This window comes from Streptomyces sp. Je 1-4 4N24 (assembly GCF_026239515.1).
GTDB lineage: Bacteria > Actinomycetota > Actinomycetes > Streptomycetales > Streptomycetaceae > Streptomyces > Streptomyces nigrescens.
Map to the genome: position 1 here is coordinate 239776 of NZ_CP110836.1, position 12915 is coordinate 252690.

The following is a 12915-nucleotide window of genomic DNA, read 5'->3' on the forward strand; positions in this document are numbered from 1 at the left end:
GCCTGGAAGACCTCATCGAGATGTGGGGGCAACGAGCACGCCCGAACCTGGTGCTCCGCCGCCCCGCCGCAGCCTGGCGGCCCTGCCTGGTCGAGGCCGAGCGGCACTGTCAAGGCTGAGGACAGACACAAAGGCCTGCATCGTCCTGCCCGTCGCCCGCTGATCGTCAGGCCGGTCGGAAGCCGAGCTTCTCCTATGCCCGCAACGTCTCCGAAGGCGACTCCCCGAACTGTTGGCGATACGCGAGTGAGAAACGTCCCGGGTGCAGGAAGCCCCAGCGGGAGGCGACGGCGGTGACGGTCGCGGCTCCGGGGTCGGAGGCCAGGAGTTCCTTGCGTACGCGGTCCAGGCGGACCTCGCGCAGGTACGCGAGCGGTGTCGTGTCGAGGTGCCGGCGGAAGCCTTCCTGAAGGGCCCGTACGCCGACGCCGACGCATTCCGCGATCTCCGCGACCGTCAGCGGCTCAGCGGCGTGTCCCTCGATGACCTCCATGGCGCGGCGGACCGCGGGCGGTGCGACGCGCGGCTGCTCGCCGAGCAGCGCCGACGTGTAGTTGTTGGGCTGAGCCATCAACAGCTGGGTCATGAGGAGTGATTCAAGCTGTTTGGTCACGATGGGCCGGCTTGTCATGCCACCAGGCCCCTCCGCCTCCCGGCGCATGAGGTCGACGATGTTGAGCCAGGATCGGGAGCCCGGTGTGGTGAGGTTCATGCCGAGCGAGAAGAGGATCGGGCGGCGCACGGTGCGGCCGAGCAAACTGCCTAGGTGCGATTCCAGCGAGGATCGGTCGAACCACACGATCAGCTGCGGATTGCCGTCGCCCCAGCGCATGTCCAACTTTCCGGTCGGAGAGGGGACAGAAGCGAGTTCTGGGGAGGAAATGATCTCCTCGCGGCCGCAGGTGATTTCGGCGTAACCGGCGAGCGGGATCTGGACAAGGAAAAAGCTCTCCAGATCGCCCGGTGTGATCCGGACTTCCGTTCCGTAATCGAGGTAATAGAGACCTGTCCGATCGAAGGGTGCGCCGTGCAGCCTGGCGTCGAGCGTCGCCGAGCGCCGCACGATGTGCAGCTCATGCGGACAGAAGGCGCGACCGACCTCGGCCCGCGCCTCCCAAATGTCCGCTGTATGGAACCGCTGGTGATTTGCGAGGGGGGACTCTTCAGCGGGCATGTAAACCTCCACCGCCGAGATGCGCGTTCGGGACAGCAACCCGCGTGATCCGGATAGCGGAGGTGATCTTGCCATACCAAGATTGATCCCCGACCGCCGTGGACCCGAGAGAATCCTGGGAATCAACAATGCAGGGAGTGCCGGGCCGGACTGCGCTCGTCAGAGGCGAAGGCACGCCCAGCGGACAGCCCGTCGGATGCGCGCTTGGCGTATTACGCGCGACCGGCGCGGCGAGGGCCGCCAAGGCCGTACCCCCGCACGTCGCGGCACCCTTGCCTCTGCTGCCCCGGCTCGCCGATTCGGCCAGGCCCCTTTAGCCGGCCGGGTTACCCGGGGCCCCTCCCCCGGCCCTACAGGTGACCCGGCGTCCCGCGGCTGCCCGCCGGCCCCCTCCGGCGGGCAGCCGCATTCCACACATCCGCCGCCCACTCGTTGACGCCGCCACGTGCCGAAACGCTGCACAGCTCACGGCACTGCACGGCTCCCCTCAAAAAACCGCACACCCCAACCCCGGAGATCCCCCTCATGCGCAAGATCACCATCGTCGGAGCCGGCCAGGCCGGTCTCCAGCTCGGCATCGGCCTGGTCGACCACGGTTTTGACGTCACCATCGTGTCCAACCGCACCGGAGACCAGATCCGCGAGGGCCGGGTCATGTCCAGCCAGGCCATGTTCGGCACCGCGCTGGCCCACGAGCGCAACCTCGGCCTCGACTTCTGGGGCGACGCCTGCCCGTCGATCGCCGGTCTCGGCGTGAGCATCGCCGACGGCCGGGGCGGTCGGGCGCTCTCCTTCGACGCCCGCCTTGAGGCCACCGCCCGCTCCATCGACCAGCGCGTCAAAATGCCACTCTGGATGGGCGAGTTCGCACGCCGCGGCGGCCGTCTGGACCTCTGCGAGGCCGGCATCGAGGACCTGGAGCGCTACGCCGCCGAGTCCGACCTGGTAATCGTCGCGGCCGGCAAGGGCGAGATCGCCGGGCTGTTCGAGCGGGACGCCATACGTTCCCCCTACGACGCTCCGCAGCGCGCGCTGGCCCTGGCGTACGTCACCGGCATGGCAGCGCTGCCCGACCGCCCCGGCGTCAGCTTCAACGTCATCCCCGGTGTGGGTGAGTACTTCACCATGCCCAGCCTCACCACCAGCGGCCCTTGCGACATCATGTTCTTCGAGGGCATCCCGGGTGGCCCGCTCGACTGCTTCGACGGGCTCACCCCCCACCAGCAGCTGGCGAAGTTCCAGGAGCTGCTGCGGACGTACGTTCCGTGGGAGGCCGAGCGCTGCACCGATGTCACACTCACCGACTGGAACGGCACCCTCGCGGGCCGCTTCGCGCCGACCGTCCGCAAGCCCGTCGCCACCCTGCCCTCCGGCGCGCAGGTGCTCGGCCTCGCCGACGTCGTCGTCCTCAACGACCCGATCACCGGCCAGGGGTCCAACAACGCCTCGAAGTGCGCGGCCTCCTACCTCGCCACCATCCTGGACCACGGCGAGCGCCCGTACGACGCCGCCTTCATGGAGCTGGCCTTCGGCCGCTTCTGGGACAACGCGCAGTCTGCCACCGTCTGGACCAACGCGATGCTCGGTGCCCCGCCGCAGCACGTCCTGGAGATCTTCGGCGCGGCGAGCGCCAACTCCCGTATCGCCTCCCGCTTCGTCAACGGCTTCGACGACCCGCGCGACTTGCTCCACTGGTTCCTGGACCCGGTCGCCGCGAAGAACTACCTGACGGAAGCCGGCGCCTGAGTTCCGTCAGGAGCCAGACAAGCAAACTGACGCTACGTCAGCGATTCAACGTAACGAGATCGGGACAGCAGGACATGAGAAGGATCGCGGTGGTTGGAGCCGGGCAGGCGGGTGCCCAACTCGCCCTGGGGCTCCAGGCACACGGCTATGACGTCACCTTGGTCACCGACCGCGACCCCGACGAGATACGTCGCGGCCCGGTCATGTCCAGCCAGTGCATGTTCGACACCGCGCTGCAGGGCGAGCGCGAACTCGGCCTGCACCACTGGGAGGACCAGGCCCCGGACATCTCCGGCATCGCGCTCTCTCTCATCGGTCCGCACGGTACTCCGAACGTCTCCTGGCGCGCGCCGCTGGAGGGACCTGCCCACTCCGTCGACCAGCGGGTCAAGTGTGCCGCCTGGATCGAGCAGTTCGCGGACGGCGGCCGCGGCGAGATCGTGCTGCACGAGGCGGGCGTCAACGACCTCGAATGGTACGCCCGTACGCACGATCTCGTCGTGGTCTCCACGGGCAAGGGCGAGCTGAGCCAACTCTTCCCGCGCAACTCCGAACTCTCCCCGTACGACCGGCCGCGCCGTGCGCTGGCCCTGACGTACGTCACGGGAGCGGCACCGCGGGAGGGGGAGGACGCCATCCACTACCGCCTGGTCCCCGGCGTCGGCGAATACTTCTCCTTTCCGGCCCTCACCACCACCGGACCCTGCGACATCATGGTCTTCGAAGGCGTCCCCGGCGGCCCGATGGACTGCTGGGACGACATCCGCACGTCTGAAGGCCACCTCACCCGCTCACTGGAAATCCTCCACCGGTTCTTCCCCGACGAACACGAGCGCTACCGGCACGCCCGGCTCACCGACAACGGCGGCGTGCTGCGCGGCAGGCTCACTCCGACCGTCCGGCACCCGGTCGCCCGCCTGGCCTCCGGCCGGCACGTCCTCGGCATGGCCGACGCTGTCATCCTCAACGATCCGATCACCGGCCAGGGTTCGAACAACGCGGCCCAGGCCGCGACCCACTACCTCGACAGCATCCTCCGCCACGGCACCGCCGAATTCACCCCGCAGTGGATGCAGCTCACCTTCGACAACTTCTGGCGTGGCTGGGCTCAATGGGCCGTCGGCTGGACCAACTCCCTCCTGACCGACCTGAGTCCCCACCACCACGACCTCCTGACAGCGGCGGCCGAAATCCCCTCTGTCGCCGGCGCCCTCGCCGCCGGATTCGACGATCCGCGCACCCTCTACCGCTGGTGGTTCGAGGAGGCCGAGGCACACCGCTTCCTCGCCGAGAAGCGCGCCCAGCAGGCCGCCCGCTTCGACGGCCGCGAACTGCGCCGCGCGCTGGGCCAGTACGCCACCGGCGTGACCGTGGTGACGGCCCGCGCCCCCGACGGCCGCAACGTCGGCATGACCGCGAACTCCTTCACCTCCGTCTCGTTGAACCCGCCCCTCGTCCTGTGGTGCCCCGGCAAAAACAGCCCGAGCCTCCCGGACTTCACCGACGCCTCGCACTTCGCCGTCCACATACTGGCCGCCGACCAGCACCACCTGTCCCGCCAGTTCGCCACCCCGGCCGACGACAAATTCCGCGGTACCCCCACCACCCCCGGCATCGCCGGCACCCCCCTCCTGGACGGCGCGGTCGCCCGCTTCCAATGCCGCACCGTCCAACGCCTCGACGCCGGCGACCACATCATCTTCCTCGGCGAGGTCGAACAGTACGAGGCCGACGGCGGTACCCCTCTGGTGTTCCACTCGGGGTACTACCACGTGGCGACGAAGCATCCAGATCTGTGAACGAGCATGGGGATCAGGTCCGTCCTTCTGCGCGATGGAGAGAGACTTCCCGAGGTTGTCCTATGACACCGGACTTCCCCTATCGACGCCCCGGGCGCGATGGTCTCCGGAGCACAACCGCCTCCCGGCCTCCGCGGGAAGACACCGCGGCAGAACGGATGCGCGAGAGCGGTGACGTCCCGGAACCGCCGGCAGTGGGCCTGCACCTGGATGCCGAGGTGCAGCTGCCCCACGCGGTCGCCTGGGAAGCCGAAGCCGCCGCGACCGTACTGGCCCGGCTCACGCCCTACCCCTACGGCACCCCCTCCTGGCAGACCTACCGCCACCGCCACCGCTTCCTGGAGCACTACGGGCCGCATGTGCTGATCCCGCCACTGGAGTGCACCGAGCCGGTCACCGGCATCAGCCTGCCGGACGGCTTCCACACCACCGCCGCTGTATGAGCACCTTGGGTCGAATCCGATGTGAAGGGTTGACCAGTTGAGCCTGGCATGTATTCTCTAATTCAGAGACAGCATCGTTTAGGAAGACCTCGATAGGCCTCGGAGGGATGCTTGTTAGACCGGTTCGGTTGGCAGCTGCAAGTCAGCGATCCAGTTACTGTCAGTGGAAATATCTATAACGAGGCTTACCTTCACGGGGTACACGGTTTCATCAGGGGACTTGCCCATGACCGTGTAGCTGTTGAATTGCTTACTTCTCCCTCGATGTGTCGGAGGGGTGATCACGTAAAGACATGCTAGACAATCTGAAGTACGGGCGTTTCGGCGTGACTTGCCATGCCGCTATGCGCGACAAGATTCTTGATGATTTTGCTAAAAATTGTGTAGAGTCCGCCATTTATGCGAGACCAGAAAAATTCACGCCCATTCCCGAGCAGCGTAAATGGCTAATGAAGCGTGTCGCCAGCCAGATGAATTCCCATCATGTGACTGAGCGAATCCCATCGTGCCCGGTTCGGTTGAGGGCGGGATCCGTAACGCAACGAAGCCCCTCGGTGTCGCATGGAGAGTCAACCACCGTGCAACACAAGGAGCTTCGCTGGTCACCTATCGCGCCAGGCTCGATGTCCCCTCCGACCTGGTTTCCTGACGAGAGAACCTGACCGCCGCCCGAAGGGATGACGCGGGCGGTATCTGGGAGCCCTGGCGCCGTGGGGGCAGGCGCTCGTGCTGCTGGCGTTGCTCGCCAAGGGCGACACCTTTGGACAGCTCGGATGCCACTTCGGGATCGGCACCGAGACCGCTCGCCGCTACGTCAACGAGGGCATCGATGCCCTCGCCGCGCTGGCCCCCAGCCCGGCCGACGCCCTCGCCGCCTCCGAGGAAGGGCTGCGCCTGCTGCTGGACGGCGCCTGGATGTCCGCCTGGCGCTGCACCCGCCTGGCCACCGAGGCCATCCGGATCCGCTCTACCAGGCAAAACACCGCGAACACGGCATGAACGTGCAGGCGCTGACCACCACCGAGGGGGACCTGGTCTTCCTCGGCGAGGCCGAAGCGCCCCAAGGGCAAGAGCAGTCATCGCTGGCGACCCGGTGTCGCGGCTCTCTCATTGCCGTCAGCCGAGGTGAGCGGATGGAACACACCCAACCAAATGGTCAAGCATTATCGGATGCGCGTGCCGTGCCTATAGAAGTGGTACGGGATGCCGGGGGCGATGCCGAGGTCGTCGAGACGGCCATTGCCATGATGACGTAGGAAACCGACTCCGCCCGTGACTCATTCGCAGAGAAATAGCAGCGGCGACATCTCACTGAACGAAGGGGAAAATCTTGACTGAAACGTTTTCCGGTCGGCATATCGAGATCGCCTGGCCCGACCTGGGTATCACCGTGACCGCGGAACTCGACGGACGCAACACTGAACTTGCCGACGCGCTGTGGGAGGCGTTGCCCTACCAGAGCCTGCAGGGACACGCGCTGGTGGCGGGACAGCATCTATATCACGCGGCACCGATACCGTCACTGCTGCATCTGTCCGCGTCTACTCGGATCGCAGATCGACGCGAGGCGCCCGATGGGACCGTATTCTGCTCCGCGCTACAGCATTTAGGCATCAAGTACGGCACGTTGACCGAACCGATGCCGGCATCCCCGGTGGGCCGGATCCGGCAGGAGGATATGCCCGCACTACTGGAGGCCGGGAAGGCGATCTGGGATTCGGTCTATTCGACGAAGAAGCCGATCCTGGCGGAGGTCCGCAAGGCGGGAACGGAAGGCGGCCACCGTCTTCCGCATTTGACCGCCGCAGATCCCGACGCGAAACGTCTCATCCACGACGTGTACACCGCGACCGAGCGGGCTTGGCTGTCCGCACCGCAGGAACTCGCCGATCTCCACGAGGGGTTGATCCCTTCCGGGGCAGGGAGTTTTGAGACGGTGTTACCCACTCTGTTGTTCGTCAACGGTGAGACCCGCCCGCTGGGGTATGCCACCTACGGTGGTCTGGTCCGGGCCACGGTCCAGGGCATGCCGATGGATTCCTTGCGTCACATGGCGCGCCTGCTGGTCGGTCTTCCGGCCGAGTTTCTGGGCTACTGCGGCCTGGAGCAGCTGTGGAGTTTCACCCAGCGCTTCCTGACCTGCCTCGACCAGCTCGATCGAGACGATTTCCTGAGTGTGGTGAGCCAACTGGCCCTCTACGTCAACTGTTTGGGTGGTTGGAATCTGCACCTGTACCCGTGGGACGCCGGAGACCACCTGCGTCAACTGCGCTCCATTGAATCGGTCCGCCAGTCGTGAACCAACTCCCCGAACGTGCGGACGCCGTCGTCATCGGCGGGGGCGTCATCGGTAACTCGATAGCGTGCCAGCTCGCCGAGTCGGGCGTAGGTACCGTCCTGCTGGAGCGTGGCGCGCTCGGATCGGGATCGTCCGGGACCACCGCGGGCGTTGTGCGTACCTACTTTCCCGGCAACGCTCTCATCAGCAGCCTTGCCGTCCGGAGCCTGGCGGCTTACCACGCCTTCACCGAACGGACCGGAATCGACCTCGGCTTGAAGCGTATCGGCTTACTCGTGCTGTTCACCGACGAACACCAGGTGCAGGACTTCCGACACACCCAAGCTGCCCAGCAGGCAGCTGGAGTGGATGTCGAACTCGTGACCGCTGCTGAAGCAGCGCGGCTCAACCCGCTGGTCGACGGGCGAACCATCCTCGCGGCAGCCTGGTCGCCCGAGGCCTACGCCTGCGACCCCGCCGCGATCGTGCGCGGCTATGCCACGGTCGCCCAGCAGGCCGGCGCCATCCTGTGCACGGAGACACCCGTCACCAGCATCGATCCGGATGGGCGGGTCCACACGCCTGCGGGCAGCATCCGCGCCGACACCATCGTCTGCGCGGCAGGCCCCTGGGCGGGAACGGTCGCCGCCATGGCCGACGTGCGCATTCCGGTGACCACATACCCCGTCGAAATGCTCCTGACCGACGCCCCCGGTAGTGCCCCGCGCAACGCTCTGCCGATGACCATGCACCCGTCCAGCCTGCGGATTCGAAGCTGGGGAGACCGCATCCTCGTCGGGATGGGCCGCCCCGCTCCGGATGAAACCCGACAGACCTGGCTACAACGGGTGTCACACCACCTCGGCACGACCTGCCCGCCCCTCGCCGGCAACGGCATCGAGAACGGGTGGAGCGGAGACCTCGATGTCAGTCCGGACGGGATGGCTTTCATCGGCCGCGATCGCTCCCGCCCGTTCCTCTACGCGGCTGGATTCTCCGGTCAGGGACTGTGCCAAGCACCTGCCGCCGGAGAGATCATCCGAAACCTCGTGCTCGACAAGAAATCCTGGATCGACACGGCCGGCCTCTCCACCGCCCGCTGCCTCAGCGGTCCGGCCGAGACCGGGTAGGAAAGAAAGGAATTGAGCCGGTCCACCAGGCGGCGGGCGAAGGTTTTCCTTCCGCCCGGTGGCGGGTCGGGCTTCGCGGAGTGTCCGCGGCGGATCGCCTGGTCGAACGCTTCCTGCAGGGTGGCGACGAACCTGAGCGGTCACGTGAAGCGAAAATTGTTGAAACCCAGGGTGCATAGGGATATCTGCACTGTCGGCGGCATGTCTGCTCTTTCGAGAGGAAAATCCATGGTCGAGCACACTGACGGAGAGTTCGTTCGGGAGATGATTCGGTGGCACTTCAGCCCGGAGACCGGGTCACCGTTCTGGCTGAAACGCGCCGAGACCCTCGACTTCGATCCGCTGACCGATGTCCGGGATTTCGACGATCTCGGCTTGTTTCCCAATGTGGTGGACGAGCTGCGCGATGTCGGCGTCCGTGAGCTGATTCCCCGTGGCTACGGTGACGAGCACGGGGCGGCAGTCTACGAGAGCGGCGGTACCACAGGGCCGCCCAAGCGAGTGATGTACACCGCGGAGTGGCAGCGGCGCAGCGTCGAATGGTTCAGTGAGCGACTGGATTCTCACGGCGTACCTCGAAATGTCGACTGGCTCAGTGCGGTTCCCACCGGGCCGCACAATGTCGGAGCAATGGCGGACGACGCCGCGATGGCTCGGGGTGGGCTGAACTTCAGCATCGATCTGGACCCGCGATGGGTGAAGAAGCTGATCGCGCAGGGCCGGACGGACATGGCCGACACCTACACCGATCACCTCATCGAACAGGTCGGCTACGTTCTGGCCGGCCAGGATGTGGGCGTTCTCTTCGCCACCCCGCCGATGCTGGAGCGCCTCGCGCAGCACGACGATCTGGTCGAGTTGGTGAACCGGAAGGTTCGCGCGATCATCTGGGGCGGTACACATCTGGACGCCGACACCCGAGATCTGCTGCGCGACGAGGTGTTCGGAAGCGCCAAGTTTGTCGGTGGGTACGGCGGCACGATGATGCTGGGGACATCGGTGGAGCGACCCGGCCTCGGTGACGACGAGCCGTGCGTGTTCGACTCCTTCGCTCCGTACACCACGTTCCGGGTGATCGACCCCGACACCGGCCGGGTTGTTCCGTACGGCGAGCGCGGGCAGATAGTCGTGCATCACATGAGCCGAAGTGCCTTGCTGGTCAACAACATCGAGCGGGACTACGCAACCCGGATCGCACCGGTGGACGGCGGCTTCGGTGATGCGGTCGCAGACGTCGCACCCGTGGCGTCCTTCGGCGACACGAAGGTGATCGAGGGCGTGTACTGATGTTGTCCCTGGACGTTCTCGGCCCCGGCGGCCCCTATCGTTCCCGGCGCCAGGAGACCATTCGAGATCTTGCCGGAAACCCGGTCGCGACACTGAGTCTCGCACCCTCCCTCTACATCACCCGCGCGATCAAGGCCCTGCGCCGAGCGCCGGCGCTACCCGTCGACACACGGATCGCGGCGTTCGCACAGGCGGGCCGGGCTTTCGCCACGCAGTCGATCGCGGGACTGACGCCGGAGGAATATCAGCAAACCGTCAGCGCGGTCACCGGGATACCGATCACGGTGGTGCGCAATGCCACCGACGAAATTGCGCGGGCCGCCGAGCGGATCCACCACAGCATGGAGAACGCGCGGCCGGCCGGTGCGGTCAGCTCGTGGCGCGATCCGCGGGCTCAGGGCGGTGCGGCGTTGTGGACCCGGCGCGGTGAGGTATTCGCCGTCCATGCGGCGGGCAACCACCCTGCGGTGCACCAGGGTTGGTTCGATGCCCTCGCGCTCGGCTATCGCGTTGCCGTGCGTCCCTCCCGTCGTGAGCCGTTCACCCCGCATCGGCTGGTCACTGCCCTGCGCGAGGCCGGCTTCGGCGACGAGGGAATCGTGTTGCTGCCCACCGACCACAACGTGGCCGACGACATCCTCCGCCACGCCGACTTCGGAATGGTGTACGGCGGTGCGGATGTCGTGGGCAAATATGCGGGCGATCGACGCATTCTGCCGCAGGGCCCCGGGCGCTCCAAGATACTCATCACCGCCGAAACCGAGTGGGAGCCGATCGTCGACACCATCGTGGAGTCGATCAGCAGTGGTGGGGGCGTCGGTTGCGTCAACGCCACCGGCGTACTGGTCGAGGGCGACCCCTCCCCCGTGGCCGCGGCGATCGCCGAACGCCTCGCCGCGCTGCCCAGCCTGCCCGCGACGGACGAACGCGCAGTCCTGCCCGTGATGCCCGTCGGTCCCGCCCGTCGGTGGGACGGGTATCTGCGGCAGCGGGCAGCGGGCACCAAGGCGTGGCTCGGCGGTGACGGTATCGTCGACGATCTCGGCGACGGTTCCGCGGTGCTCCGGCCGGCGGTGCACCAGCTCGACAGCCCGTTCGCCGAACAGCTCGGGATGGAGTTGGGCTTCCCCTGTGCGTGGATTGCACCGTGGGACCGCGACGCCGGGGTCCGGCCGCTGCGCGACACCCTCGTCCTCACTGCCGTCACCACCGACGCGAACCTGATCGGCGATTTGGTGGCCGAGCCGACCATCGCCAACGTCTACGTCGGTGACCATCCGACACCGTGGATGGAGCACGGACTGCCGCATGACGGCTATCTCTCCGAATTCCTCATGCGCACCAAGACGATTCGATGCTGACCGACGAGGGCGCTGTGCCGGGCAGCGCCCCCATCGGCTGCCGAATTCAGCGGTGGTCCGCCAGGTGCGACGTGTCGTTCAGCAATTGCACCGAGGCATTCCCGGCCCCGTCATAGGCCACGGCCGACAGCGAGGCCGCCGAGAGCTCCATCCGGAACAGCGACGCGGGCGGCGCGCCGAGCGCCAGCCGAACCAGCGTCCGCAACACCCCGACATGCGAAACGACCAGCACCGTCTGCCCCTCGTAACGCGCAAGGAGCCGGTCCCGCGAGAGCGCGGCCCGGCGCGCAACCGCGGTGAATGTCTCCCCGGTTCCGCCCGGCACCGCCGCCGGAGAGGCGAGCCACGCTGCCATCTCGTCCGGGTAGCGCTCGCGCACCTCGCCGAAGGTAAGCCCCTCCCAGGCACCGAAATCCGCCTCACTGAGCCCTTCGTCGACGTGGACGTCCAGGCCCAGCCGGCGTGCCGCTGTCTCGGCCGTCTGCTGGGCTCGGCGCAGCGGTGAGGACACCACCGCCTGCACCGTGCCGCGTGCCGCGAGCATCCTCGCGGCGGCCTCGGCCTGCCGCCGCCCGGCCTCCGACAACGCCGGATCGGAGCCGCCGCTGCCGGACAACCGCTTCTCCGGTGTCAATGCCGTCTCACCGTGGCGTAGCAGCATAAGGGTCGTGGGGGTGCCCTGGTCGGCGAGCGCGGGATTCACGCCGGCCTCTCCACGGTTAGTTCTGGAGCCGATGCGAATCGGGTCACCTCTTTCGATCAAAGCCTTCGTCGTCGGAGGCATTGTGGCGAAGTGTGTAGTTCAGCGCAGCGCGGCGATGACCGGGGCGAAGTTCTCCATGTTGTATTCCATGACCGTGAAGTAGCTGAAGCCGTAGCGTTCGCGGCGTTCCTTGAGTTGTTGCGCCATCTCCGCCGGTGTTCCGATCAACACGCTGGGCAACTCCTCGGGACTGTCCGCGGCGTCGGGCGGCAGCGGCGCGAACCTGTCAGGTAGCGTGGCGCGTTCGGCGGGCGGAATCACCTCCTGCACCAGGAGATTCAGCTCCACAGAGTCGGCGCGGTCACCGAGTAGGCCGCGCACGTAGGTGACCCGTTCTTCCGTCTGCGCGATTCCGGCCAGATGGAGTGCATCACCGGTGGTGCTGGCCCAGCCTCCGGGAAAGGCGATGATGTCGGCGTGCGCGGCGGCCAGCCGCAGCAGCCGGTCGCCCCAGCCCGCAATCAGCAGTGGTGGCCCGGATGGTTGGGCTGGACGCGGCTGATATTTTGCGTCCTCAAACAGACGACGCAACGTGGTCACAGTCTGTTCCAGCTGTTCGACCCGTTTTCCGCCGCTGGGGAACGGTATCCCCGCGGTGTCGAACTCGGCCTTCACGTAGCCTGCGCCGAGCCCGAGTTCCATACGCCCGTCGACGAATTGGTCGGTGCTCGCCACGTCACGCGCGAGAAGGACGGGGTTGTAGAACGGTGTGTTCAACACGAATGTACTCAGCCGTACCCGTTCGGTCGTTTCAGCTGCGAGCACTATTGCGGGAAACGGCGCGGAGAACTCCAGGTGATCGGCCACTCCGACTACGTCGAAACCGAGTTCCTCGGCTCTGCGGCACTTCGCGCTCCACTCGCGTCGCGAACCGGGAACGAACATGTTGACACCGAAGCGGAAGGGGCGCTGTAAAGGCATTATGCCTGTATAC

Annotated in this window: 11 protein-coding genes and 1 pseudogene; 9 read left to right on the top strand and 3 right to left on the bottom strand. The window is 66.6% G+C overall.

Annotated features, from left to right (window positions below):
- Window positions 1-193: 193 nt before the first annotated feature.
- On the bottom strand, window positions 194-1174 hold the full coding sequence (locus SLV14N_RS01135; RefSeq protein ID WP_263267564.1) for an AraC family transcriptional regulator: 981 nt from the start codon (window positions 1172-1174) through the stop codon (window positions 194-196).
- 525 nt (window positions 1175-1699) lie between these two features.
- Here SLV14N_RS01135 and SLV14N_RS01140 point away from each other — a divergent pair.
- From SLV14N_RS01140 to SLV14N_RS01180, 9 genes are all read left to right on the top strand, one after another.
- Window positions 1700-2920 (top strand): styrene monooxygenase/indole monooxygenase family protein, encoded by a 1221-nt coding sequence (locus tag SLV14N_RS01140; RefSeq protein ID WP_263267566.1) that lies wholly within the window; start codon window positions 1700-1702, stop codon window positions 2918-2920.
- A gap of 74 nt (window positions 2921-2994) precedes the next feature.
- Window positions 2995-4719: a styrene monooxygenase/indole monooxygenase family protein gene (locus SLV14N_RS01145; RefSeq protein ID WP_263267568.1), complete on the top strand. Its 1725-nt coding sequence runs from the start codon at window positions 2995-2997 to the stop codon at window positions 4717-4719.
- 62 nt (window positions 4720-4781) lie between these two features.
- Window positions 4782-5162, top strand: a complete 381-nt coding sequence (locus tag SLV14N_RS01150; protein ID WP_259670037.1) for a lantibiotic dehydratase family protein — start codon at window positions 4782-4784, stop codon at window positions 5160-5162.
- A 726-nt stretch (window positions 5163-5888) separates the two neighbouring features.
- Entirely contained in the window at window positions 5889-6161 is a 273-nt protein-coding gene (locus tag SLV14N_RS01155) for a hypothetical protein (RefSeq protein WP_263267571.1), read from the top strand.
- Entirely contained in the window at window positions 6158-6418 is a 261-nt protein-coding gene (locus SLV14N_RS01160; protein ID WP_263267573.1) for a hypothetical protein, read from the top strand. Before SLV14N_RS01155 ends, SLV14N_RS01160 begins: the two co-directional genes overlap by 4 nt.
- A 74-nt stretch (window positions 6419-6492) precedes the next feature.
- Complete coding sequence (locus SLV14N_RS01165; protein ID WP_263267574.1) at window positions 6493-7461, top strand: hypothetical protein; 969 nt, start codon at window positions 6493-6495, stop codon at window positions 7459-7461.
- Window positions 7458-8570 carry an FAD-binding oxidoreductase gene (locus tag SLV14N_RS01170; RefSeq protein ID WP_263267575.1) on the top strand — a complete coding sequence of 371 codons (1113 nt, stop codon included), beginning with the start codon at window positions 7458-7460 and terminating at the stop codon, window positions 8568-8570. The genes SLV14N_RS01165 and SLV14N_RS01170 overlap by 4 nt, the downstream gene beginning before the upstream one ends.
- A 228-nt stretch (window positions 8571-8798) precedes the next feature.
- Window positions 8799-9857, top strand: coding sequence for an AMP-binding protein (locus SLV14N_RS01175; protein WP_263267576.1), 1059 nt, complete (start codon window positions 8799-8801; stop codon window positions 9855-9857).
- Complete coding sequence (locus SLV14N_RS01180; protein ID WP_263267577.1) at window positions 9857-11218, top strand: aldehyde dehydrogenase family protein; 1362 nt, start codon at window positions 9857-9859, stop codon at window positions 11216-11218. Before SLV14N_RS01175 ends, SLV14N_RS01180 begins: the two co-directional genes overlap by 1 nt.
- Before the next feature lie 46 nt (window positions 11219-11264).
- Here the strand turns inward: SLV14N_RS01180 and SLV14N_RS01185 are convergent.
- Both SLV14N_RS01185 and SLV14N_RS01190 read right to left on the bottom strand, forming a co-directional pair.
- Window positions 11265-11903: pseudogene (locus tag SLV14N_RS01185) on the bottom strand (histidine phosphatase family protein); the annotation flags it as partial.
- A gap of 117 nt (window positions 11904-12020) precedes the next feature.
- Window positions 12021-12902 (bottom strand): LLM class F420-dependent oxidoreductase, encoded by an 882-nt coding sequence (locus tag SLV14N_RS01190; RefSeq protein WP_208679322.1) that lies wholly within the window; start codon window positions 12900-12902, stop codon window positions 12021-12023.
- Window positions 12903-12915 lie beyond the last annotated feature (13 nt).